This is a genomic window from Defluviimonas sp. SAOS-178_SWC (assembly GCF_039830135.1).
Taxonomy (GTDB): Bacteria; Pseudomonadota; Alphaproteobacteria; order Rhodobacterales; family Rhodobacteraceae; genus Albidovulum.
Map to the genome: position 1 here is coordinate 3,358,403 of NZ_CP156081.1, position 21,442 is coordinate 3,379,844.

Sequence of the window (21,442 nt, forward strand, 5' to 3'; positions counted from 1 at the left end):
GATGGCAACGGTGTTTGCCGTCCTTCTGTGGGCGCTGGCGACGGCGATCGGTCTGATGATCGTGGTGCTGGTGTTGCCGGTTCATTTCTCGCTGCGGCTGGCCTCTGGCGCTCCGGTGACAGCGGGGGCCGAGATCCGGCTTCTCGCCGGGCTGGCGCCGCCAATCCGCATCAAGCGTCCGTGCCGCAGCCCCGAGTCCGAGCCCGGGCGTTGGCACCGGCGACCGAAGCGCCGCCCGGCACGGGCTCGGAAATACGGCGGAGCTGCGGCCGGCCGGCTTGTCAAGGCGGCCCCCCGGGCACTCGGTCGCATGATCCGCAAAGTGCATGTCGAGCGGATCGAGATCGACGGCGATCTCGGCTTCGGCGACCCGGCCGATACAGGCGAGGTGTTCGGCTGGCTGATGCCACTTATCCATGCCCTTCCGTCGCGCCGCGTCAGGCTCGACCTTCGTCCCGATTTCGCCGGCGCCCGGGTCGATCTCCGGGCGGAAGCCGCATTCTCGTTCATCCCCGCGGCCCTGCTGCCACCGCTCGCGGCCCTCTTTTGGACTGCTTTCGGAGTGCGGCGATGACGCGGCACCTCGATCCGCCGCTCACCATCGGCGGGGTCCGGCTCTGGGCCCTCTGCGAGAGCCAGGCGACCGGCTGGGCGCTGCCCGGCGGCGCCGGTTTTGCCGCGTCGAAGCGGCCTCTTGCCGTCATCTGCGACAACGGCACGACCGTCGCCGCGTTCGATCCCACGGGCCGTGCCCTGTCACCCGACGATCTGGAGGCCTTGTGTCCCGGCCTCCGCGACCGGATCGTCGAAAGCCGGGACGAAGTTCGCGGTTGAGTTCCCGCCTTTTATCGGCAGGCTTGCCGCAGGGGAGGATCCATCATGCGACTCGAAGGAAAGACCGCCATCGTCACCGGTGCGGGTTCCGGCTTCGGCGCCGGAATCGCGCGGAAGTTCGCGGCCGAGGGCGCGCGGGTGATCGTCGCCGACCTGAACGCGGACGCGGCGGGGGCGGTGGCGCGGGAGGTCGGCGGCACCGCCTTCCCCTGCGACGTCGCAGATGGCGAGAGCGTCGCGGCGATTATCGAGGCGGCCGAGCGCACCGGCCCCGTCGACATCCTGGTCAACAACGCCGGCATCACCCATCTTCCCGCGCCGATGGAAGAGGTGAGCGAAGCGGATTTCGACAGGGTCTTCGCCGTGAACTGCAAGTCGGTCTACCTGACCGCGCGCGCGCTCTTACCGCTGATGAAGGCGCGCGGCGCAGGCGCGATCCTCAACGTCGCCTCGACGGCGGGCCTGAGCCCGCGCCCGCGCCTGAACTGGTACAACGCCTCGAAAGGCTGGATGATCACCGCGACCAAGGCGATGGCGGTCGAACTGGCGCCCGCCGGAATTCGCGTCAATGCGATCTGCCCTGTGGCGGGCGAAACCCCGCTTCTGAAAAGCTTCATGGGCGAGGACACGCCCGAGATGCGGGCGAAATTCCTCTCGACCATTCCCATCGGGAGGTTTTCGACGCCGGAGGACATGGGCAACGCCGCAGCGTTCCTCTGTTCGGACGAGGCTGCGATGATCACCGGTGTCGCGCTCGAGGTCGATGGCGGGCGCTGCATCTGAGTGGCGGATCCGGGCGTTTCACCACCCCCCCCGCGAGGTATTTGCACTACAATGAAAAGGCGAAGGTGATGAAGGTCGTCAATCTCGCGCAGAAGCTGTCGCTGTTCGACACCCATTGGGATCCGAAGGTGGTGGCCTCCTACAACGGCAATGACATCATGGTGGTGAAATTCCAGGGCGAGTTTCCGTTTCACGACCATCCCGACACCGATGATTTCTTCCTGGTGATCGAGGGGGAGGTGATCCTCGATGTCGAGGGGCAGAGCCATCGGCTCGGGCCGGGCGAGCTATTCGTCGTGCCGAAGGGGGTGCGCCACCGGCCACGGGCGGAACGCGAGGCGAAGGTCCTGCTGATCGAACCGGCGGGAACGCCGAATACCGGCGACGCGGCGACAGCGGCGCGTAAGGACCGGATCTGATGCGGCCCGGCGCGCGGAACCTGATCACCGACGTCGCCGGGTTGACGGTCGGTCACGCGGAGGACCACCGCATCCGCACCGGCGTCACGGTGCTTCTGGGCGAAAAGCCCTTCACCGCCGCCTTCCATGTCATGGGCGGCGCGCCCGGCACGCGGGAGACCGATCTTCTCGCCCCCGACAAGCTGGTGCAGGAGGTGGACGCGCTGGTCCTGTCCGGCGGTTCGGCCTTCGGGCTTGATGCCGCGTCGGGGGTGGCCGACGGGCTGCGCGCGCTGGGGCGCGGCTTTGCCGTCGGCGACCAGAGGGTGCCGATCGTGCCGGGGGCGATCCTCTTCGATCTTCTGAACGGCGGCGCCAAGGACTGGCGGGAAAACCCCTACAAGGGGCTCGGCCGGGCGGCGCTGGAGGCAGCCGGCCCCGATTTCGCGCTTGGCACCGCGGGGGCGGGAACCGGGGCGCAGACGCATGACCTGAAGGGCGGGCTCGGCTCTGCCTCGGCGGTGCTCGACAGCGGCATCACGGTCGGGGCGCTCGTCGCCGTCAATGCGATCGGGTCGGTTACCGTGGGCGACGGGCCGCATTTCTGGGCTGCCCCGTGGGAAACCGGGGACGAGTTCGGCGGGCTTGGCCTGCCCTCCGGCTTTGCGCCCGCGGCCGAACCGCCGCTGATGAAGCGCGCCGGAGAGGCCACGACGATCGCCATCGTCGCCACCGATGCCGCGCTCAGCCAGGCCCAGGCGCAGCGCATGGCGACGGCCGCCCATGACGGCATGGCGCGCGCCATCGTGCCCTCGCACACGCCCATCGACGGCGATCTGGTCTTCGCCGCCGCAACCGCACGCAAACGGCTTTCCGATCCCCTCACCGACACGTTCCTGATCGGCCATGCCGCCGCGTCCTGCCTCGCCCGCGCCATCGCCCGCGCGGTCCATGCGGCCGAGACGCGGAAGGGTGATCTGGCGCCAACCTGGCGGACGCGCTTCGGCAATGGCTGACGACCGGCCCGCCGATCCCGACACTCAACGGCGTCAAGACCGAACGGCCCGCCTGGTCGGGGCCTCAGCCGAGGAGCGCCGTCATCAGCGGGCTCTCGCCCACCTCCAACCCCTCGATCACGTCGAAATGATGCTTGCCCGCGTCGATGGTGACCGGGCAGGCCCAGGCATTGCCGAGCCGCCGCGCCTGGTCGAGGAAGGCCGGACGCTCGCCGCCGCCCACCCAGACATGGACGGGAAGTCCGGCGCGGCGGGGAAGGAGCGCGGGACTTTCGGCCCTGGCCTCGGCGGCGTCGATGCGAAGGTCGGCGTTCATGCTGGTCTCACGGAGCGGCCTCAAATCCGTGAGGGGAGAGATGGGCACGATCCGCGCCACGCGCCCGGCGAGCGCGTCCGGCAACGTGTCCGGGCAGGCCATCCGCGCGGAAAGATGCCCGCCTGCCGAATGGCCGGTGATCACGATCGGGCCCGCGATCCCGGCCGCGGCCGCCGTCACCGCCGCCGCGACCTGCCGCACGATACCGGCGATCCGCGCGGCGGGCGCGAGCGTGTAGGCCGGCATCGCGACGGCCCAGCCGCGCGCAACGGCGCCCGCGGCAAGATGCGAGAAATCGCGCGGGGAAAAGTCCAGCCAATAGCCGCCGTGGACGAAGACCATGAGCCCGGCCGGATCGCCCTCAGGCAGGAAGAGGTCGAACCATTCCGCCTCCGCCGGCCCGTAGCGGAGGCCGAGCCGCCCCCCCGCCGCCGCGCGGAACGCCGCCGCTTTCGCCGACCAGCGTGGCGGATAGGTGTCGCCGTCGGGGATATACTTTGCATTCGCGAAGGCCTCGTCATATCTCATGCGTGACATCCTCACGTTCCGTGCGCGCGCTGGACAAAGCATCCGGCCTCGTGCATTTGATCAAATTGCCAAACACAGGGGGTTCCCATGCTCGATTCCGTCACCAACCTTAGGTCGCGTCTCAAAGACCCGTCGCTTCTGGTAACGCAGGCCTATGTCGCGGGGCAATGGGTGGACGCCGATGACGGCGCGGTCTTCGAGGTCACCAACCCTGCACGGGGCGACGTGATCTGCACCGTTCCGGACCTGTCGCGCGCCGAGGTCGCCCGCGCGATCGCCGCCGCCGACAAGGCGCGCCACGAATGGGCGGCGCGCACCGGCAAGGAGCGTGCGGCCGTGCTGCGCGCCTGGTATGACCTCATGGTCGCGAATGCCGACGACCTCGGCGCGATCCTGACGGCGGAAATGGGCAAACCCCTCGCCGAAGCGAAGGGCGAAGTGCTCTACGGCGCCTCCTTCGTCGAATGGTTCGCCGAGGAGGCCAAGCGCGTCTATGGCGAGACGATTCCCGGCCATCAGCGTGACAAGCGCATCACCGTGATCAAGCAGCCGATCGGGGTGGCCGCCTCGATCACGCCGTGGAACTTCCCGAACGCCATGATCGCGCGGAAGGTGGCGCCGGCGCTCGCGGTGGGTTGCGGCTTCGTCGCGCGGCCGGCGGCGGAAACGCCGCTCTCGGCGCTCGCGATGGCCGTGCTGGCCGAACGCGCGGGCGTGCCGGCCGGGCTCTTTTCCGTCGTTACCTCGACCAAGTCCTCGGCCATCGGCAAGGAATTCTGCGAAAACCACGCGGTTCGGAAACTCACCTTCACCGGCTCGACCGAAGTGGGGCGCATCCTTCTGCGCCAGGCCGCCGACCAGGTGATGAAATGCTCGATGGAGCTTGGCGGCAACGCACCCTTCATCGTCTTCGACGACGCCGACCTCGATGCCGCCGTCGAAGGCGCGATGATCTCCAAGTTTCGCAACAACGGCCAGACCTGCGTCTGCGCCAACCGGATCTACGTGCAGGCCGGCGTCTATGACGCGTTTGCCGAAAAGCTCGCGGCGGCGGTGAAGAAGCTCAACGTCGGCGATGGCCTCGATGACGGCGTGACCACCGGCCCCCTGATCAACGCGGCCGCTGTCGAGAAGGTCGAGGAGCATATCGCCGACGCGCTCGCCGGCGGCGGCCATGTCGTGACCGGCGGCAAGCGCCACGCCCTTGGCGGCACCTTCTTCGAGCCGACCGTCGTCACCGGCATAACGCCCGAGATGAAGGTCTCGACCGAAGAGACGTTCGGCCCCCTCGCCCCCCTCTTCAAGTTCGAGACCGAGGAAGAGGTGATCGCGCTTGCCAACAACACGATCTTCGGGCTCGCCTCCTACTTCTACGCCCGGGATATCGGCCGGATCACCCGCGTCCAAGAGGCGCTGGAATACGGCATGGTCGGCGTCAACACCGGCCTCATCTCGACCGAGGTCGCGCCCTTCGGCGGCGTCAAGCAGTCCGGCCTCGGCCGCGAGGGCAGTCACCACGGCACCGAGGATTACCTCGAGATGAAGTACATCTGCCTGTCGGTCTGATCATCGGATGAACGACCGGGAACGCGCGGGTGCATGCCCGCGCGTTTCATTTTTGCGCCGGCCGCACGCACCACGTCGGGCACGGCCGAAAGCGCCATGACGATGTGATAAACCGCCGATTGCGCGCCGATGAGCCGGGGCTCTTCTTCGGTGGATGCGCCGAGCGTGGCGACTTCCCACGGCAGTAGCGGCGTGGTGCGAACGGGCGCAGAGGCTGAACGGGAAACGATTTTCGTTTTCATGACGCTGTCTCCTGATAAGATTGAGATCTGGACCTTTTTCTCGATCCTACGCCCCTCGCGGGGAACCGGCGGGGAGACCGGCGGGAAATCGAAGGGAAATCGCGCGCGACATCGGTGAATAATGCAGGGAAACGTGCCCCGGAATCTGCGGCTGACACTGCTGGGTCCGTTTCGGTTCGGAACGGACCACTCGGAAATCCCGATTTCCGCCGCCAAACAGAAGGCGCTGCTCGCCCTTCTTGCCCTGGCGCCGGAGGGGCGCCTGCCGAACGAGAGGATCATGGCGCTTCTCTGGGGCGACCGGGCCGACCCGCAGGCGCGGGACAGTCTGAAACATGCCTTGGCCGATTTGAGGACGCGCCTCGGCGATACCGGCACCCAACTCCTGAATTCCCAGCACGGCACGGTCGACCTGGATCTCGGGCAGATCGCAGTTGACGCCCGCGAACTTGCCGACCTGCTGGCATCGGGTACGGCAGAGGCATTGCGCCGCGCGGTCGCGCAACCGGCCGGGGAGCTTCTCGACGGTCTGTCGATCCGCGATGCCGCATTCGAAGACTGGCTGCGTGACGAGCGGGAAGCATGGCACGAGCGGAGAAGAACTGCCGGCCGCCGGCTGCTGACGCTCATGCGCGAACGGAATGACGACACCGGCACGCTCGACGCGGCCAAGATCCTGCTCGACCTCGACCCGTTGAGCGCAGATGCCGTGCGCGCGGTCATGCATGGCCTTGCCGAGGGGGGCGACAAGATCGCTGCGCTCAGGTGCTTCGCGACCTATGCGGACCGGCTCAGGGCGGATCTGGACGTCGCGCCGGACGCCGATACGGCCGCCCTTGCCGAGACGTTGAGGTCGCGACCCGAATTACCGTCCGGCCACGACGCGCGACGGACGTCACGCCCCGTTTCCACAAAACCCTCGATCGCCGTCCTTCCCTTTCGCAACCTGAACGGAAAGACGGACGAGGACTATTTCGCCGAAGGGATCGCCGAAGATATCGTCACCGCGCTTTCGCAGTATCGCTGGTTCTTCGTGATCGCCCGCAATTCCAGCTTTCTCTACCGCGACCGCCGCGACGATCTTCGTGGCATCGCCGCCGAACTCGGTGTCCGCTACATTCTCGATGGCAGCGTCCGCCGAAGCGGTTCCAGCGTGAGGATCACGGGAGAGCTTGTCGAGCCGGAGACCGGCATCCAGGTCTGGGGCGGACGCTACGACCGGGACATCTCGGACATCTTCGCCCTTCAGGAGGAGATCGCCCGCCGCGTTGTCGGCGCCATAGAGCCCGAGATCCTGCGGGGCGAGAGCCAGCGCGCCGCCGCAAAACCGTCGGTGAACCTCGACGCTTATGACTGCCACATGCGGGGCGTCTGGTACCACAACCGCCAGAACATGGCCGAGGATTTCGACAAGTCGATCGAATGGCAAAAGAAGGCCGTCGATCTGGACCCGATGCTGGCACGGGCCAGCATGATCATGTCCCGCTCGATCTACGCGCGCGCCCTGCACGGCTTCAGCCAGGATCTCGATCAGGACCGGCGCGACCTGCTTGAGGCCGCAACCCATGCGGTGTCGCTCGAGGACCGGGATTCCTATGCCCACTACGCGATGTGCCTCGCTCATCTGATGGATCAGCAGCCTGCGGCAGCCGTGCTCGAGGCAGAGCGCGCGACCGAACTCGCGGTGAACTTCGCATTGGGACAGAACGCGCTCGGTTGGTCGCGCGTGTTCACTGGCAAGTTCGCCGAAGCGATCCCGCCGATCGAAACGGCGATGCGCCTTAGCCCGGTCGATCCCGTCGGGTACTTCTTCCACGCGGCCATCGGTCTGGCCCACTATCACCTGGGACATTACGAGGAGGCTGCGAGACATGCCCAGCGCGGCTATTCATCGAAACCGCGCTACTTCAACATGCTTGTCCTTCTTGCCGCCCTCGGGCAGTTGAACAGAAGGGCGGAAACCACCGCGCTTGCGGCGCAGGCGCGCACAAGCCGTCCGAAGGATCACGCCCGCTACTGGCAACTACTGTTTCCCTATGCGGATAACGCCCACCGCGACCATTTCCGTGAAGGAATGGCCCGCGCCGGTTACGCGCCGGACAGCGAGGCATGACACGCGCCGCACGGCAGGCGGGGGCGCATGATGCCCCACAAAGAACTCGCGTTATCGGATAGCAATCGCGCGATTTTGCCTAGCGGCAGCCCCTCGCCCTATCCCCGTCTCATCGATTTTCGCAACCGGGAGACGCCCCATGCTGCCCACGATCCGCAAGACCGCAACCGCCGCCATCGCCGCCCTGTCGCTGGCCGCCGCCGTGCCCGCCCATGCCTGGGGTGAGAAGGAGCAGAACGCGCTCGCCGCGCTCGCCGTTGCCGGCGTCGTCGGAACCCTCCTCTACAAGGACCGGCAGCGCAAGCAGGCGACGGTTTCGCGCCAGTACGTCGCGCCGCGCTACCAGCAGCCGGCGCCCACCTACCGCGCACTCGTCTACCAGGAGCCGGCCTACCGCGAACCGGCCCGCTACCAGCCGGAGCAAAGCTCGGGCATCTACACGACCTCCGCCGCCCGCGCGTTCAACAGCTACACCCAGGAAGAACGCCGCCGCATCCAGTCGCGTCTTGCCGGCGCCGGCTACTATCACGGCAGCATCGACGGCGCCTTCGGCCCGATGACCTACCGCGCCATCATGGCGATTGCCGGCGACTCGACCGGTACCGATCAGGTCTCCACCATGCGGGGCGCGTTCGAGTTCTACGACACCCTGCTCGGCTGACGCCCCCCTATTGCGCCACGGCGAAGGTCGGTCGTCCATCCGCGGCCGGCCCTTCCTCGCCTTCCGGCAATCGCTTGCAATCAGTCGGCGTGGGGAAGCTTCGACAGGAAAGTCACGATAGCCTCCCGGCCTTCGATATCCGGCGCGTGGTGTTTGCTCAGAAAGGCATCGAGGCCGTCATATCCGGCGTTTTCAGTGTAGCGCCGGACCAGAGCCAACATCAGCATCGGGCTATGACAGAAAATGCATCGCGCCTTCAGGATGTCTGCGCCCGGGACGATTTTGCCCTGTTCCTGGCCGGTGGCAAGCGACGGGCATGATGCGAGTAAGAATATCATGAACAGTGCTGACCATTTCCTTCGGAAATTGCGCGCGCTCATGAAGCAGTCCTCGTCACATCTGCACGGAACGGTCCTTCAACTCGATTTTGACGCCCTACAGATGATCTTTTTACCACTCGCCTCCGCCTTCGGGACTGATCGGAATCAATCGCCGACGCGGCCGAAAATCGACAGTCCGCAAGGCACGGACACCACACGCCCCGCAATCCGTTTCGGGTCATACCCGGATTATTTCGGCCTCCGGCCAAGGATTGACGCCCGGCGCCCGTCATAGTCCTGTCATGCGCATGCAAACCCCGGACGAGGCTTTGGCGATTGCCGCCGCAGGAGGAGACCGCGATGCCTTCGCGGCGCTTCTCGATCGGCATTACGACCGCATCTTCGGGCTTTGCTTCCGCCTGACCGGCACCCGGGCCGAGGCCGAGGACCTGACCCAGGACATCTGCTGCGCCCTGCCGGCCAAGCTCGGCAGTTTCCGGCAGCAGGCGCGGTTCACGACCTGGCTCTACCGGGTCACAGTCAACGCCGCCCATGACCGCCGACGCCGGGTGGCCACGCATCGGAGGGCCGCGGATGGCTGGGGCGACTGGGAAGCGAACCGCCGCGCCGGGATCGCCGAAGAGGCCGAGGCGCAGGACTGGCTCGCCACAACGATGGCGCGGCTGACGCGGGAACTGAGGGACACGGTTGCCCTGACGCTGGGCGAGGACCTGAGCCAGAAGGAGGCCGCCGAGGTGCTGGGCGTCTCCGAAGGAACGGTCGCCTGGCGGATGAGCGAGGTCAAGAAACGCCTGCGCGAGATGGCGCGGGCGGAGGGCATGCTATGAGCGACGAATTCGACAAGCTGCGCGCGGGTCTGAAATCCGCATCCCCTGCCCCGGAACCGGCAGCGAAGGCCGAAGCCCTGCGCCGCGCGATGGAAAATTTCGACCGCCACCAAGAAACCGCGACCAGGACGCGTCCCATGTCGGACCGCCCCGGACGGGCGGGCTTTCTGACAGGAGTACGCGAGATGATTTCGAAAATGACGAGCCGCCCGGCCCTCGCCGCCACCGCCTCGATCGCCGCAATCGGCGTGGCCATCACGCTCTGGCCGCAGATCCAGCGCGAGATCGCATCACCGAAGCCCCATCCCGATACGTTCGACAGAACGATTGTGGAAGTGTCGCCCCCCGCCCCGGCCGAGGAAACCGCCACGCTGCGCGGCACCGCCCAGAAGGCCAACGCGCCGGCGGGCGCCGACATGGCCGAGGCCGATGCGGCGTTGTCCGACGCGATGCCCGCGGCGGAGCCTGTATTCGAAGCAGCGCCTCAATCCCTCGCCCGTAGCCGCGAGGTGGGCGTGATTTCCGGCAATTTCGCCGCTGCGCCGCCGGTCAGCCTGGCAGCGCCGGCAGAGGACACACGTCTGGCGCCATCACGCCCAGACACAGAAGCCTATGCCAGCGCCACCCCCAACCCGGTGAAGATCGCGGCCGAGGACCCCGTTTCCACCTTCTCCGTCGACACCGACACGGCGTCCTACTCGGTCATCCGCTCCTCGCTCACGAACGGCCAGCTTCCCCCGAAGGAGGCCGTGCGGATCGAGGAGATGGTGAACTACTTCCCTTACGGCTACGCCGCCCCCGAACCGGGCGAAGCGCCGTTCCGCGCATCGGTCAGCCTGTTCCAGACGCCTTGGAACGCCGACACACAGCTTCTCCGGATCGGCCTGCAAGGCGTCCTGCCCGCGACCGACGACCGCCCGCCGCTGAACCTCGTCTTCCTGATCGACACGTCCGGCTCGATGGACGACCCGAAGAAACTGCCGCTCCTGAAACAGTCCTTCCGACTGATGCTCGGCCAGCTTCGTCCCGCGGACCGGGTGGCCATCGTCACCTATGCCGGTTCCGCCGGGCTGGTGCTGGAGCCGACGGCGGCCTCTGACCAGACGACGATCCTCGCCGCGCTCGACCGGCTCGACGCCGGCGGCGCCACCGCCGGGCAAGACGGGCTGCAACAGGCCTACGCCGTCGCCGAAAGCATGGGCGGCGACGGGCATGTGCGCCGCATTCTTCTCGCCACCGACGGCGATTTCAACGTCGGTCTGTCCGATCCCGAAGCGCTGAAGGATTTCATCGCGAAGAAGCGCGAAAGCGGCACCTATCTGTCGGTCCTCGGATTCGGGCGCGGCAATCTCGACGACGCGACGATGCAGGCGCTCGCCCAGAACGGCAACGGCACGGCGGCCTATATCGACACGCTGTCCGAAGCGCAGAAGGTGCTGGTCGACCAGCTTTCCGGCGCGCTCTTCCCCATCGCCGACGACGTGAAAATCCAGATCGAATTCAACCCCGCCGCCGTCGCCGAATACCGGCTGATCGGCTACGAGACACGCGCTTTGGCGCGCGAGGATTTCAACAACGACCGCGTCGATGCAGGCGAGATCGGCGCGGGCCATCAGGTGACCGCGCTTTACGAAGTGACACCGGTCGGATCGCCCGCCCGGCTTTCCGACCCCCTGCGCTATGGATCGGCGCCTGACGGCGGCCCGGCGGCGGAACTCGGCTTCCTGAAGCTGCGCTACAAGGCGCCGGGCGGGTCCACCTCGCAACTCGTCGAAACCCCGATACCGGCAACCCCGAGCGAGGCCGATACAGATGCCCGTTTCGCCGCCGCCATTGCCGGCATGGGCCAGCTTCTCTCCGGGCCTAAATATCTCGGGACCTGGGGGTGGGACGAGGCAATCGCGCTTGCGAACGGAGCGAAGGGCGACGATCCGTTCGGCTACCGCGCCGAGGCGGTGCAACTGATGCGCCTCGGCCAAAGCCTCGCCCGCTGACGGGTCCCGGCCCCGGCAACATCGCCGCCGCGTCCATCTGCGCGGCGGCGATTCCCAAGCCGTACGAAGCGCGCTAGTGTCACGGCCATGACCGATCTCATCGCCACCGGACATCTCACGACCGCCGATCTGGCCGCGCTCGCGTTTCTCCTCCTCGCCTGGCTCGGTTTCGGGCTCCTAGTGGAACACGCGCCCGCCCGCCGGCCCTCGGTCTCAGGGCTGATGGTCGGCTACCGGCGCGAATGGATGCGCCAGTTCGTCACCCGCGACCCGCGCATCTTCGATGCGGCGATCATGGACAACCTCAGGCAGGGGACGAGCTTCTTCGCCTCGGCGACGATGATCGCAATCGGCGGCGGCGTGGCCCTGATCGGCGATACCGAGCGGCTTCTGGGGCTGGCCGAAGACCTGACGCTCGCCTCGGCCCCGGCCGCCGTATGGGAGGCGAAGATCATCGTCGTGATCCTCTTCCTCACCAATGCCTTCCTGAAATTCGTCTGGTCGCATCGGCTCTTCGGGTATTGCGCCATCCTCATGGCGGCGGTGCCCAACGATCCGGCCGATCCGCTCGCCTATCCCCGCGCCGAACAGGCGGCCGACGTGAACATCTTTGCCGCGAGAAGCTTCAACCGGGGCCTGCGCGCGATCTATTTCGCGCTCGGGTCGCTGGCCTGGATTCTCGGGCCCATCGCCCTCGCGCTGGCCACACTGGCGACGCTCACGGTGCTCTGGCGGCGCGAGTTCGCGTCGCTCTCGCGCAAGGTCCTGATGAAAAGCACACCAAAGTGATCGCCGATACGCGCCGGACATGGCAGTCTTGGGCGATGCATCGACCGATCCTTGCCGCGCTTTTCATCGCCACCGGCCCCGCCTTCGCCGAAGCCCCCGTGGTCGTCTCTGCCGAGGCACGGCCCGGCGCGTCTGGCTGGACGTTTGCGGTCACGCTCCGCCATCCCGATACCGGATGGGATCACTATGCCAGCGGGTGGGAAGTGCTCGCCCCCGATGGCACTCGGCTCGGATACCGCGAACTGACGCATCCTCACGTCGACGAACAGCCCTTCACCCGCAGCCTCTCTGGCGTCAACATTCCTGCCGGCATCGACTACGTGCTGATCCGCCCGCGCTGCACGCTCGACGGCTGGGTCGCTTCGCCGACACGCCTTGACCTTGCGCGGTAAGACCGGCTCTCCTCGGCGGTATATTGCCGCATCGGTCGTTTTTTGACAACCAAGAGTAGAGAGAATCGATTTCGTCATGCTACCTTTATGTTGCCGCCACAAATGCGTGCTCTGAGTGCTGCCACTCACCGGGAGGATGACATGAGCCAGACGCAGCGTCGTGACGAGATTGATCTGTTTGTCGATGACCTTCTCGCGAACCCTGAACGGGCCGAGGAACTGAAGGGCCAGCTTCGCCACAAGTTCGGCGATGCCGTGTCCCCGGAGCAGCGCCGCGCGCAGCTGCGCCTCCTGACGCTCTGCAACGACGCAGAGGCGATGTGGGACAACGTTCCCGTCTGACCTTCGCCGGCAAGGCGGTTTGACGTCCATCTTGCCGATCACATCCTGAAATCCCGACCCGCGTGGATCTGTATCCCGTCGGATAATCTGGGTCTTGACGCACGTCGGGTTCGGCATGCCGATTGGCAAGCCGGACCGGACTTCAGCGTCGGCCTTCGCGCAGCCAGGCCGCGATGCTGAGCCCCGCCGCGATCAAGAGGAAGAGCCACGCCGGCAGCAGCGGGCTCACGCGGATATCCATCGTCTGATAGGCTCCGCGCGGGGTGATCCCGATCCAGCCGCGCCCCGCGGCGGGGCGGCCTTCGCGCACCACGCGCACGTCCGGCGCGCCGTCTTCCAGCGACAGGAATCCGCCATTGGTGGGCGTCACCGCCGGGTCCAGCCGTTCTTCGGTCGCGATCGTTTCCTCGAACTCGCGCGGCGCGGCGGGGCCAAGCGCCGTCACCCGCTCCAGTTCGCCATCCGAAAGCCGGTAAAGCCCGAGGTCCGGCGCGGCGTAATCGGCCTCGAACCGGCCCGGCGCGGCTTCCTGAAGCGCAAGCTGCGTCGAGGTCCCGTCGGGCGCGGTCACCGTCACCTCGCGCCCGCCCTCCTCGAGCGTCCGCCGCGTGATCGTCAGCACATTGCCATGCGCCGTCGCGGTCAGCGCCTCTTCCTCCAGATCCGGCTCCTTCATCATCCAGTGCGCCAGCCGCCGCAGGAGTTCGAGCTGCGGCCCGCCGCCTTCGAAACCCCGCGCCCAGAGCCACGCCTGATCGGAGCCGAGAAGCGCCACGCGCCCCTCTCCGACGCGGTTCAGGATCAGAAGCGGGGCGCCGTCGGGGCCGTCCATGACGACCTGCCCGATCGGGTCGGTCAGGTCGATATAGCGGGTCCAGCGGCCCCAGTGCGGATCGCCGACCGTGCCCGCCTCACCGCCCTCCGGCGCGAAGGTCTCAAGCCCCTCCGTCACTGGATGCCGCTCCCCAAGGGCGGAGACGCGCGGCAGGAACGGACCGTCGATCACCCGCGCGGTCGGCCGCGCCGGCAGGATGTCGCCAAGGCCGGAATGGTAAAGGCTCTCCACCGAGGCGAAGTCGGGTCCGGCCGAGACCAGAACCGCGCCGCCGGTTTCGACATAGTCGCGGATATTGTCGAGGTAGGCCGAAGGCAGGATGCCGCGCAACCGGTAGCGGTCAAAGATGATCAGGTCGAATTCCTTGATCTTCTCGACGAAAAGCTCGCGCGTCGGGAAGGCGATCAGCGACAGTTCCGAGACCGGCACCCCGTCCTGCTTGTCGGGCGGCCGCAGGATCGTGAAATGCACCAGGTCGACGGCGCTGTCCGACTTCAGGAGGTTGCGCCAGGTCCGCTCGCCCGCATAGGGCTCCCCCGAGACGAGAAGCACGCGGAGCCGGTCGCGGACACCGTTGATCTGCACGACGGCCATGTTGTTGCGGTCGGTCAACTCGCCCTCGGCGGTCTCGAGCGTCAATTGGATGACGTTCTGGCCGCCATGATCGAGAACCAGCGGCAGGTCCAGATCCTCGCCGACCGGCACCGAATAGGCCTCGGCCTCGCCCCCGTCGATGGCGATCTGGAGCGTCACCCGGCGCCCGGCCTCGGCAGCGGGCATCCGCCCCTCTTCGTCGATGCGGAGCGTGAGGCTCAGGGGCTCGCCGATGATGCCGAAGGCGGGCGCAGTCTTGATCAGAAGCCGCCGGTCCCAATCGCTGTCATGGCCGGTCAGGAGGACGTTGAGGGGCGCCGGCATGTCGGGGGCGAGGTCGAGGTCATGGACCTGCCCGTCGCTGATGAGGATCGCTCCGGCGACGCGCGCGCGTGGCTCTTCGGCTAGTGCCTGCGACAGGGCAGTCATCGCCAAGGTCCCGGCATCCTCGGCGCCATCGCCAACTGTGATCTTGCGAAGCTCGGTGTCCGGAAGGGCCGCTACCTCCGCCTCGATTCGCGCCACCGCCGACGCCGTCTGCTCGGCGCGGTCGGAAATCTTCTGGCTCGCGCTCTCGTCGACGACAAGGATCACGATATCCGACAGCGCCCGCCGGTCCTCGCGTTGCAGCGACGGCTGGGCGACGGCGGCGAGGACAGCGAGGGCGGCGAGCGCGCGGAGCCACCACCCGGCAAACCCGCGCCAGAGCGCGACACCGATGAAGGCCGCGGCAAGGGCCGCCATGCCCCAGATCAGCGGCCAGGGGACCAGAGGATCGAAAACCACCTGCCCGTTCATTGCCCGAGCCTTTCGAGAAGCGCGGGCACGTGGACCTGGTCGGATTTGTAGTTGCCGGTCAGCACATGCATGATCAGGTTGACGCCGAAGCGGTACGCGATCTCGCGCTGCCGCTCGCCGCCCAGGCCGCGCCCCACCGGGAACATCGGCCGGTTCTGTTCGTCCACCGCCCAGGCCGACGCCCAGTCATTGCCGCCGATGACGACCGGCGTCACCCCGTCGTTGAGGTTGCGGAACGGCATCCCTTCGGCCAGTTCGGCGTCCACCGGCGCGGCCTCGACCCAGACGGCGCGGCCGGCATGACGGCCGGGGAAATCCTGCAGAAGGTAGAAGCTGCGGGTCAACACATGGTCCTTCGGGATCGGCTCCAAGGGCGGAATGTCGAGCGGAGCGGCCAGCGCCTGCAACCGCCGCCCCTCGGGCGAGGCGGCGCCGAAGCCAGCAACGTCGCCGTCGCGGGTGTCGAAAAGGATCATGCCGCCGGTCCGGAGGTAGCGGTTGATCTTGGCATAGGCCGCGGGCGACGGCGCCCCCTGCCCCGCCGTCACCGGCCAGTAGAGAAAGGTGAAGACCGAAAGCTCGTCGGTTTCGAGGTCGACCCCCTGCGGTTCGGCCGGCTCCACCGATGTGCGGGCGAAGAGCACTTCTGAAAGGCCCCATAGCCCGGCCTCGGCCACCCGGTCGGTCTCCGCGTCGCCCGTGAGGACATGGGCGAGGACGACGTTGCCGGCCGCCTTCACCACCTTGTCGTCGAGCGCCCCCTGCGCCCTGAGATCGCCGGGGGCGAGGACGGGCAAGAGCAGGAGAAGCGCCGCCGCGATCCCGGCGCGCGGCCCCCGAAGCCGCCCGGCAAGCGCCATCGAGGCAATGAGGTCGGCCATGAGCAGCGCCAGCGCCGCGCCAAGCACCCAGCCTTTCAGCGGCAGTTCACGCGCGACCGTCAACCCCTCGACCGCCACGCCGGCCGGCCAGCCGGTGGCGGCCAGCACGCGATCCGGGGCGATGACGTTGACCGCGAGCTGCCGGTCGCCGGAGGCGTAGAGCCCCGGCGGCAAATCGGGGCCGGTCCGCGCCTCGGCCAGCCGCTCCCCCGGCACGCCGGGTAGCTCCGTTGCCTCTCCAAGCGCGCCGAACCCGTCCAGCACCTTTTCCGCGACCCAGATGGTGCCCGCCAGTTCCGCCACCTCGGGCCGCGCGGCGCGGCTTGAAATCGCCAGCCGCTCCAGCATCTGCACGAAGAGACCGGAAAGCGGCAGGTTCGTCCATTCGGCATTGGCAGACACGTGGAAGAGGACGACCTGCCCGTCGCCGATCTGCCGGCGGGTGACAAGCGGCGTGCCATCGGCCAGCGTCGCGATCGTCGCCTCGGCCAGATCCGGACCGGGTTGGGCAAGGACCTGCGCCGAGATCGCGACATCCGCCGGCGCCACCAGCCCCGCGAAGGGCGAGGTTTCCGGGAACGGTGCCAGCGCCTTCGGCTCACCCCAGCTCATCGTGCCGCCGACGGCGCGACCGCCGACCCGAAGCCGCACCGGCAACAGGGGATCGAGCGTGTCGCGGCCGACATCGGAGGCGGCAAGGCGCGGCCCCGCGAAGCGGACGAGAAGCCCACCTTCCTCGATCCAGTCGGTGACATCCTCGACCTCCGCCACCTTGGCGATGTCGGCAAGGATGATCACGTCGGGATTGGCCAGCAGCACGTCGCCGATCGTGCCCTCGATCAGGTCGGCCGTCGGCACCAGCGCCTGCCGCAGGTAATGGCCGGGGGCCAGAAGCTCCAGCCCCTCGCGCCCGGTGCCGGCGGTGACAAGCGCCACCTTGCGCCGCTTCAGCGCGTCGTCGGCGAGCGCCACGGCACCGGCCGTCGCCTCGCCCGCGACCTCGAACCGCGTCAGGCGGTTCCTGAGTTCCGGCGGCAGGTCGAACTCGGCCATCGCAACGCCCTCGCCGGAGGCGAATTCGGCCGGCGCCCGCGCCAGTTCCCGCTCGATCCCCGCCGGATCGAGACCGTGGGCCACGATATCGGCGCTGCCCGGCCCCTCGGTCCGCGCCCTGAGGATACGGGCCGACACCGTGCCGCCCTCATACCCCGCCGCACCGAGCGCCAGGACGTTGCGGGCGCTTTCAACGGCTGTCACCGCACCATGCGCGTCGAGCGCGGCAAGAAGCGCCGCGCGCCCCTCGCGGTCGATCCCGTCCGACAGCCAGAGCGTGTCGAAATCGCCAGCCGGCAACGTCGCCGCGAGGGATTCCATGCCCGCCAGCAACGGCTCCCACGCCATCGGCTGCACGGAGGGCAGGCCCGCCGCGACCGCGTCGGCGGCGGCGAAGGTCGGCCCGTCCGCCGGCACGTCGGTCAGCGAGACAAGCGCCACCGGCCGCCCCATGCGCCCGGCTTCCGACAGGGCCGCGCCGATCCGCGCGGTCGTGCGGCTCCAATCCCGCGCCGAGGCCCAGCTGCCATCCGTCAGGATCAGGAGCGGCCCCTCGCCCGCCGGTTTTTCCTCGGGGTTTAGGACAGGCCCGGCGAAGGCGGCGATGATCGCCGCGATCGCGATCATCCGCATCAGGAGAAGCCACCACGGTGTCCGATCGGCCTGCTGTTCCTCGTCCTGCAGGCCGAGAAGCAGCGCCACGCCCGGAAACCGCCGCCGGATCGGCGCAGGCGGAATGGCCCTGAGCAACAACCACAGGACCGGCAGCACGGCGAGGCCCCAAAGCAGCCAGGGCACGGTGAAGCCGATGGGGCCGAGGACCAGCATCAGCCGTCCTTCCTGAGCGCGGCGTAAAGCCAGAGAAGCGCGGCTTGCGCCGGGTCGCCGGTGTGATGGGTGGTAAAGAGCCAGCCCGCCTGCCGCGCGAGAGTGGCGAGCCGGTCTTTCCGCTCGGCAAGCCGCGCCAGATAGCGGTCACGCAGGTCGCCGGCCTTGCGGGTCTCATGGCTGACCGTGCCGGCCATGCTTTCGAAGATCGTGCGCCCGTCGAAGGGAAACGCCTCCTCGACCGGGTCGAGTACCTGCATCAGAATGCCGGTCACGCCCTTGTCCGCCGCCCGGCCCAGCGCCTTTTCGACGGAATCCGGGTCGCCCATGAAGTCCGACAGGAACACGGCCCGCGATCCCGGCAGGATCGCCCGGGCCTCGGGCGCGCCGAAATCGGCCTTGCCCGCCGCGCGGGTAAAGGCCTGTGCGAGCCGCAGAAGCTGCACCTCGCCCGAGCGCGGCGGGGCAATCGGATCGGCCAGCCCGACCCGTTCTCCGGCGCGGATCAGAAGGACGGCGAGCGCCAGCGCCAGCAGCCGGGCCCGGTCGGCCTTGGCCTGCCGCTTCGGATCGCCGGTGAATTCCATGGAGCGCGCATCGTCAACCCAAAGATGGACCGACTGCGCCGCCTGCCATTCCTTTTCGCGAACGAACTGGGCGTCGGCCCGACCCGACCGGCGCCAGTCGATGGCCCGCGCCTCGTCGCCCGCATGGGCAGGGCGGTATTGCCAGAACTCGTCGCCCATGCCCGACAGCCGGCGCCCATGCTCGCCAAGCTGCACGGTCGCCGCCAGATGCCGCGCATCCGCCATCAGGGGCGGCAGGGTCGAGGCCAGCGCCTCCGCCTGCCGCCTGAGCCCGGCGGGCCGGGCCGAATGGGGCGCGGCTTCGGTCATGCCGCCTCGGCGCGGGTGACGTCGCGGGCGACGCCGTCGATGATCGACGCAAGGCTTTCGCCACGCGCCCGGGCGGCGAAGGACAATGCCATCCGGTGGCTGAGAACCGGACGCGCGAGCGCCAGCACATCGTCGGCCGATGGCGCGAGGCGACCGTTGAGAAGCGCCCGCGCCCGGACCGTCAGCATCAGCGCCTGCGCCGCGCGCGGCCCCGGCCCCCAGCTCACGCTGCCGGACACGGCTTGGCCGGCCTCTGCCTCGCCCGGCCGGCAGGCGCGGACGAGGTCGAGGATCAGCTCCACCACCTTGTCGCCCACCGGCATCCGGCGGACCGTCGTTTGTGCGGCGATCAGCTCGTCGGCGGTGAAGATCGTCGGCGACACCTGATTTTCGACCCCGGTCGTGGCCAGAAGGATGTCCCGCTCGGTCGCGCGGTCGGGGTAATCGACGTCGATCTGCACGAGGAAGCGGTCGAGCTGCGCCTCGGGCAGCGGATAGGTCCCCTCCTGCTCGATCGGGTTCTGGGTGGCGAGGACGTGGAACGGCCTTGGCAACGCCCGGTGCTGGCCCGCCACCGTCACCTGCCGTTCCTGCATCGCCTGGAGAAGCGCGGATTGGGTGCGGGGCGAGGCGCGGTTGATTTCGTCCGCCATCAGAAGCTGGCAGAAGACCGGCCCCTCGATGAACCGGAACGAACGTGTGCCGTCCTGCGCCGTCTCCAGCACCTCGGAGCCGAGGATATCCGCCGGCATCAGATCGGGCGTGAACTGAACGCGGCCCGAAGTGAGCCCCATAACGGTGCCGAGCGTATCGACAAGCATGGTCTTGCCCATGCCGGGCAGACCGACCAGAAGCCCGTGGCCCCCGCAAAGAAGGGCGGCGAGCGACAACTCGACGACCCGCTCCTGCCCGATGAAACGCCGCCCCACGGCCTGCCGAGCTTCGGCGATCTTTTCGCCCAGGGCTTCGATGTCGGCCAGAAGATCGGCGGGCTCGGTCATGACAAACGCTCCTTCTTGCTGTACTGCCCAGCATAAAGGCAGAATTCCTGCGCGCCACCAATGACAAAACCGAGGAAGGAACAATTGATCGTGAAACCCTCGGCGGAAAACCTCGCAGCGGCTGCCAAGGCCGCCGGCAAGAAAGGGCCGCCCCCGGTCCATCTGTGGAATCCGCCCTTCTGCGGCGACCTCGACATGGAGATCCGCCGCGACGGCACCTGGTTCTACCTCGGCACCCCGATCGGCCGGCACGGGCTGGTCAAGCTCTTCTCCTCGATCATCCGCAAGGATGGCGACGACTATTTCCTCGTGACCCCGGTCGAAAAAGTCGGAATCCGCGTCGTCGACGCGCCGTTCGTCGCGGTGGACGCCGAAGCGACCGGCACGGGGCGCGACCAGGTCCTGACCTTCACCACCAATGTCGAGGATGTGGTGGTCGCGGGCCCCGACCACCCGATCCGTGTCGTCCGCGATCCCGGGACCGGCGAGCCCTCGCCCTATGTCCTTGTCCGCGCCAACCTCGAGGCGCTGATCGACCGCAAGACCTTCTACCGCCTGATCGAGCTTGGGGCGCACGAGGACCGCGACGGGACAAGCTGGTTCGGCCTCTGGTCCGGCGGCACGTTCTTTCCCGTCATCCCGTCGGCGGATCTCGGCTGACATGCCGAAATTCTGCGCCAACCTCTCGTGGCTCTTCACGGATCTGCCGTTCATGGAGCGGTTCAAGACCGCGAAGGAAGCCGGTTTCGACGCGGTCGAGGTGCTCTTTCCTTACGATTGCCCGGCACAGGAAATGCGCGACCAGCTCGTCTGGAACGCACTCACCTTCGTCCTGATGAACTGCCCGCCCCCGAACGCCACCGGCGGGCCGCAGGGCTTCGCCGCCATCCCCGGCCTTCAGGACCGTTTCCGCCGCGATTTCGACCGGACGCTTCGCTATGCGCAGGTTCTGAAGCCCCGCCACATCCACATCATGGCCGGCGCGTCCGAAGGGCCGGACGCCGAGGCCTGCTTCACCGATAACCTGCGGTGGGCTGCCGCAAGGGCGCCGAAGCAAAGCCTGACGATCGAGCCGATCAACCGGCAGGACATGCCGGGCTACTTCCTTGCCGACTATGATCTGGCCGCCCGAATCCTCGATGCGGTGGCCGCCCCGAATCTCGGCCTCCAGTTCGACGCCTTTCACGCCCACCGCATCACCGGCGACGTCATGGGAACCTGGGCCGCCCACGGCGCCCGCGCCCGGCACATCCAGGTCGCCGGCTTCCCCGGCCGAAACGAACCGACGGGCGGAGAGATCGACTATCCCGCCTTCTTCGCCCGCCTCGACGCGGGCGGATACGCGGGCTGGATCAGCGGCGAATACGCCCCCGCCGGCCCAACCGAGGCTGGGCTCGGCTGGATGCGCTGAACC

The 21,442-nt window shown here is 68.0% G+C and carries 22 protein-coding genes; 15 read left to right on the forward strand and 7 right to left on the reverse strand.

Features of this window, described 5'->3' with window-relative positions:
• The first annotated feature begins 1 nt into the window (after position 1).
• The 5 genes from V5734_RS17315 to V5734_RS17335 all read left to right on the forward strand — a co-directional run bounded on the left by V5734_RS17315 (position 2) and on the right by V5734_RS17335 (position 3,031).
• The gene (locus V5734_RS17315; RefSeq protein ID WP_347310856.1) at positions 2–574 is read left to right on the forward strand and encodes a hypothetical protein; all 573 of its coding nucleotides are present in this window, start codon (positions 2–4) and stop codon (positions 572–574) included.
• Positions 571–834, forward strand: a complete 264-nt coding sequence (locus V5734_RS17320; protein ID WP_347310857.1) for a hypothetical protein — start codon at positions 571–573, stop codon at positions 832–834. Before V5734_RS17315 ends, V5734_RS17320 begins: the two co-directional genes overlap by 4 nt.
• A 45-nt stretch (positions 835–879) precedes the next feature.
• Complete coding sequence (locus tag V5734_RS17325; protein WP_347310858.1) at positions 880–1,617, forward strand: SDR family oxidoreductase; 738 nt, start codon at positions 880–882, stop codon at positions 1,615–1,617.
• Between the two features lie 68 nt (positions 1,618–1,685).
• The gene (locus V5734_RS17330) at positions 1,686–2,036 is read left to right on the forward strand and encodes a cupin domain-containing protein (protein WP_347310859.1); all 351 of its coding nucleotides are present in this window, start codon (positions 1,686–1,688) and stop codon (positions 2,034–2,036) included.
• Positions 2,036–3,031 carry a P1 family peptidase gene (locus V5734_RS17335; RefSeq protein ID WP_347310860.1) on the forward strand — a complete coding sequence of 332 codons (996 nt, stop codon included), beginning with the start codon at positions 2,036–2,038 and terminating at the stop codon, positions 3,029–3,031. Before V5734_RS17330 ends, V5734_RS17335 begins: the two co-directional genes overlap by 1 nt.
• 64 nt (positions 3,032–3,095) lie before the next feature.
• On the opposite strand, the gene V5734_RS17340 is transcribed toward V5734_RS17335, so the two are convergent.
• Positions 3,096–3,875: an alpha/beta hydrolase gene (locus V5734_RS17340; RefSeq protein WP_347310861.1), complete on the reverse strand. Its 780-nt coding sequence runs from the start codon at positions 3,873–3,875 to the stop codon at positions 3,096–3,098.
• Positions 3,876–3,962: 87 nt separating this feature from the next.
• Between V5734_RS17340 and V5734_RS17345 the strand changes: the two genes are divergently transcribed.
• Positions 3,963–5,441 carry an NAD-dependent succinate-semialdehyde dehydrogenase gene (locus tag V5734_RS17345; protein WP_347310862.1) on the forward strand — a complete coding sequence of 493 codons (1,479 nt, stop codon included), beginning with the start codon at positions 3,963–3,965 and terminating at the stop codon, positions 5,439–5,441.
• On the opposite strand, the gene V5734_RS17350 is transcribed toward V5734_RS17345, so the two are convergent.
• Positions 5,405–5,683 (reverse strand): hypothetical protein, encoded by a 279-nt coding sequence (locus V5734_RS17350; RefSeq protein ID WP_347310863.1) that lies wholly within the window; start codon positions 5,681–5,683, stop codon positions 5,405–5,407. The two genes, V5734_RS17345 and V5734_RS17350, sit on opposite strands and share 37 nt — an antisense overlap.
• A gap of 133 nt (positions 5,684–5,816) precedes the next feature.
• On the opposite strand from V5734_RS17350, the gene V5734_RS17355 reads away from it, so the two are divergent.
• Together V5734_RS17355 and V5734_RS17360 are read left to right on the forward strand one after the other, a co-directional pair.
• Positions 5,817–7,796: a BTAD domain-containing putative transcriptional regulator gene (locus V5734_RS17355; protein WP_347310864.1), complete on the forward strand. Its 1,980-nt coding sequence runs from the start codon at positions 5,817–5,819 to the stop codon at positions 7,794–7,796.
• Positions 7,797–7,935: 139 nt separating this feature from the next.
• A complete protein-coding gene (locus tag V5734_RS17360) occupies positions 7,936–8,457 on the forward strand; it encodes a peptidoglycan-binding domain-containing protein (RefSeq protein WP_347310865.1) in 522 nt (173 codons plus the stop codon).
• An 80-nt stretch (positions 8,458–8,537) separates the two neighbouring features.
• On the opposite strand, the gene V5734_RS17365 is transcribed toward V5734_RS17360, so the two are convergent.
• Complete coding sequence (locus tag V5734_RS17365; RefSeq protein WP_347310866.1) at positions 8,538–8,837, reverse strand: hypothetical protein; 300 nt, start codon at positions 8,835–8,837, stop codon at positions 8,538–8,540.
• A gap of 248 nt (positions 8,838–9,085) precedes the next feature.
• On the opposite strand from V5734_RS17365, the gene V5734_RS17370 reads away from it, so the two are divergent.
• From V5734_RS17370 to V5734_RS17390, 5 genes are all read left to right on the forward strand, one after another.
• Positions 9,086–9,625 (forward strand): RNA polymerase sigma factor, encoded by a 540-nt coding sequence (locus V5734_RS17370; protein ID WP_347313659.1) that lies wholly within the window; start codon positions 9,086–9,088, stop codon positions 9,623–9,625.
• Positions 9,622–11,619: a vWA domain-containing protein gene (locus V5734_RS17375; protein ID WP_347310867.1), complete on the forward strand. Its 1,998-nt coding sequence runs from the start codon at positions 9,622–9,624 to the stop codon at positions 11,617–11,619. The genes V5734_RS17370 and V5734_RS17375 overlap by 4 nt, the downstream gene beginning before the upstream one ends.
• Before the next feature lie 87 nt (positions 11,620–11,706).
• Entirely contained in the window at positions 11,707–12,408 is a 702-nt protein-coding gene (locus V5734_RS17380) for a DUF599 domain-containing protein (protein WP_347310868.1), read from the forward strand.
• Between the two features lie 35 nt (positions 12,409–12,443).
• The gene (locus V5734_RS17385; RefSeq protein ID WP_347310869.1) at positions 12,444–12,800 is read left to right on the forward strand and encodes a hypothetical protein; all 357 of its coding nucleotides are present in this window, start codon (positions 12,444–12,446) and stop codon (positions 12,798–12,800) included.
• A gap of 141 nt (positions 12,801–12,941) precedes the next feature.
• Positions 12,942–13,142, forward strand: coding sequence for a hypothetical protein (locus V5734_RS17390; protein WP_347310870.1), 201 nt, complete (start codon positions 12,942–12,944; stop codon positions 13,140–13,142).
• A gap of 142 nt (positions 13,143–13,284) precedes the next feature.
• Here the strand turns inward: V5734_RS17390 and V5734_RS17395 are convergent, their stop codons facing one another.
• The 4 genes from V5734_RS17395 to V5734_RS17410 are packed head-to-tail and all read right to left on the reverse strand — an operon-like array spanning position 13,285 to position 20,028.
• Positions 13,285–15,369: a hypothetical protein gene (locus V5734_RS17395; protein WP_347310871.1), complete on the reverse strand. Its 2,085-nt coding sequence runs from the start codon at positions 15,367–15,369 to the stop codon at positions 13,285–13,287.
• Positions 15,366–18,131 (reverse strand): DUF4159 domain-containing protein, encoded by a 2,766-nt coding sequence (locus V5734_RS17400; protein WP_347310872.1) that lies wholly within the window; start codon positions 18,129–18,131, stop codon positions 15,366–15,368. Before V5734_RS17400 ends, V5734_RS17395 begins: the two co-directional genes overlap by 4 nt.
• The gene (locus tag V5734_RS17405) at positions 18,131–19,027 is read right to left on the reverse strand and encodes a DUF58 domain-containing protein (RefSeq protein WP_347310873.1); all 897 of its coding nucleotides are present in this window, start codon (positions 19,025–19,027) and stop codon (positions 18,131–18,133) included. Before V5734_RS17405 ends, V5734_RS17400 begins: the two co-directional genes overlap by 1 nt.
• Positions 19,024–20,028, reverse strand: a complete 1,005-nt coding sequence (locus V5734_RS17410) for an AAA family ATPase (protein ID WP_347310874.1) — start codon at positions 20,026–20,028, stop codon at positions 19,024–19,026. Before V5734_RS17410 ends, V5734_RS17405 begins: the two co-directional genes overlap by 4 nt.
• A gap of 60 nt (positions 20,029–20,088) precedes the next feature.
• Here V5734_RS17410 and V5734_RS17415 point away from each other — a divergent pair, with 60 nt between their 5' ends.
• Positions 20,089–20,688, forward strand: a complete 600-nt coding sequence (locus V5734_RS17415; RefSeq protein WP_347310875.1) for a DUF1285 domain-containing protein — start codon at positions 20,089–20,091, stop codon at positions 20,686–20,688.
• A 1-nt stretch (position 20,689) separates the two neighbouring features.
• The gene (locus V5734_RS17420; protein WP_347310876.1) at positions 20,690–21,439 is read left to right on the forward strand and encodes a hydroxypyruvate isomerase family protein; all 750 of its coding nucleotides are present in this window, start codon (positions 20,690–20,692) and stop codon (positions 21,437–21,439) included.
• Positions 21,440–21,442 lie beyond the last annotated feature (3 nt).

Excerpts from the sequence above, each read along its gene's own strand:
- V5734_RS17320 (WP_347310857.1), top strand. The coding sequence starts at position 571 with ATGACGCGGCACCTCGATCCGCCGCTCACCATCGGCGGGGTCCGGCTC.
- V5734_RS17375 (WP_347310867.1), top strand. The coding sequence starts at position 9,622 with ATGAGCGACGAATTCGACAAGCTGCGCGCGGGTCTGAAATCCGCATCC.
- V5734_RS17400 (WP_347310872.1), bottom strand. The coding sequence starts at position 18,131 with ATGCTGGTCCTCGGCCCCATCGGCTTCACCGTGCCCTGGCTGCTTTGG.
- V5734_RS17335 (WP_347310860.1), top strand. The coding sequence starts at position 2,036 with ATGCGGCCCGGCGCGCGGAACCTGATCACCGACGTCGCCGGGTTGACG.
- V5734_RS17410 (WP_347310874.1), bottom strand. The coding sequence starts at position 20,028 with ATGACCGAGCCCGCCGATCTTCTGGCCGACATCGAAGCCCTGGGCGAA.
- V5734_RS17315 (WP_347310856.1), top strand. The coding sequence starts at position 2 with ATGGCAACGGTGTTTGCCGTCCTTCTGTGGGCGCTGGCGACGGCGATC.
- V5734_RS17345 (WP_347310862.1), top strand. The coding sequence starts at position 3,963 with ATGCTCGATTCCGTCACCAACCTTAGGTCGCGTCTCAAAGACCCGTCG.
- V5734_RS17325 (WP_347310858.1), top strand. The coding sequence starts at position 880 with ATGCGACTCGAAGGAAAGACCGCCATCGTCACCGGTGCGGGTTCCGGC.
- V5734_RS17420 (WP_347310876.1), top strand. The coding sequence starts at position 20,690 with ATGCCGAAATTCTGCGCCAACCTCTCGTGGCTCTTCACGGATCTGCCG.
- V5734_RS17350 (WP_347310863.1), bottom strand. The coding sequence starts at position 5,683 with ATGAAAACGAAAATCGTTTCCCGTTCAGCCTCTGCGCCCGTTCGCACC.
- V5734_RS17330 (WP_347310859.1), top strand. The coding sequence starts at position 1,686 with ATGAAGGTCGTCAATCTCGCGCAGAAGCTGTCGCTGTTCGACACCCAT.
- V5734_RS17390 (WP_347310870.1), top strand. The coding sequence starts at position 12,942 with ATGAGCCAGACGCAGCGTCGTGACGAGATTGATCTGTTTGTCGATGAC.
- V5734_RS17370 (WP_347313659.1), top strand. The coding sequence starts at position 9,086 with ATGCAAACCCCGGACGAGGCTTTGGCGATTGCCGCCGCAGGAGGAGAC.
- V5734_RS17365 (WP_347310866.1), bottom strand. The coding sequence starts at position 8,837 with ATGAGCGCGCGCAATTTCCGAAGGAAATGGTCAGCACTGTTCATGATA.
- V5734_RS17415 (WP_347310875.1), top strand. The coding sequence starts at position 20,089 with ATGACAAAACCGAGGAAGGAACAATTGATCGTGAAACCCTCGGCGGAA.
- V5734_RS17405 (WP_347310873.1), bottom strand. The coding sequence starts at position 19,027 with ATGACCGAAGCCGCGCCCCATTCGGCCCGGCCCGCCGGGCTCAGGCGG.
- V5734_RS17385 (WP_347310869.1), top strand. The coding sequence starts at position 12,444 with ATGCATCGACCGATCCTTGCCGCGCTTTTCATCGCCACCGGCCCCGCC.
- V5734_RS17340 (WP_347310861.1), bottom strand. The coding sequence starts at position 3,875 with ATGAGATATGACGAGGCCTTCGCGAATGCAAAGTATATCCCCGACGGC.
- V5734_RS17395 (WP_347310871.1), bottom strand. The coding sequence starts at position 15,369 with ATGAACGGGCAGGTGGTTTTCGATCCTCTGGTCCCCTGGCCGCTGATC.
- V5734_RS17360 (WP_347310865.1), top strand. The coding sequence starts at position 7,936 with ATGCTGCCCACGATCCGCAAGACCGCAACCGCCGCCATCGCCGCCCTG.
- V5734_RS17380 (WP_347310868.1), top strand. The coding sequence starts at position 11,707 with ATGACCGATCTCATCGCCACCGGACATCTCACGACCGCCGATCTGGCC.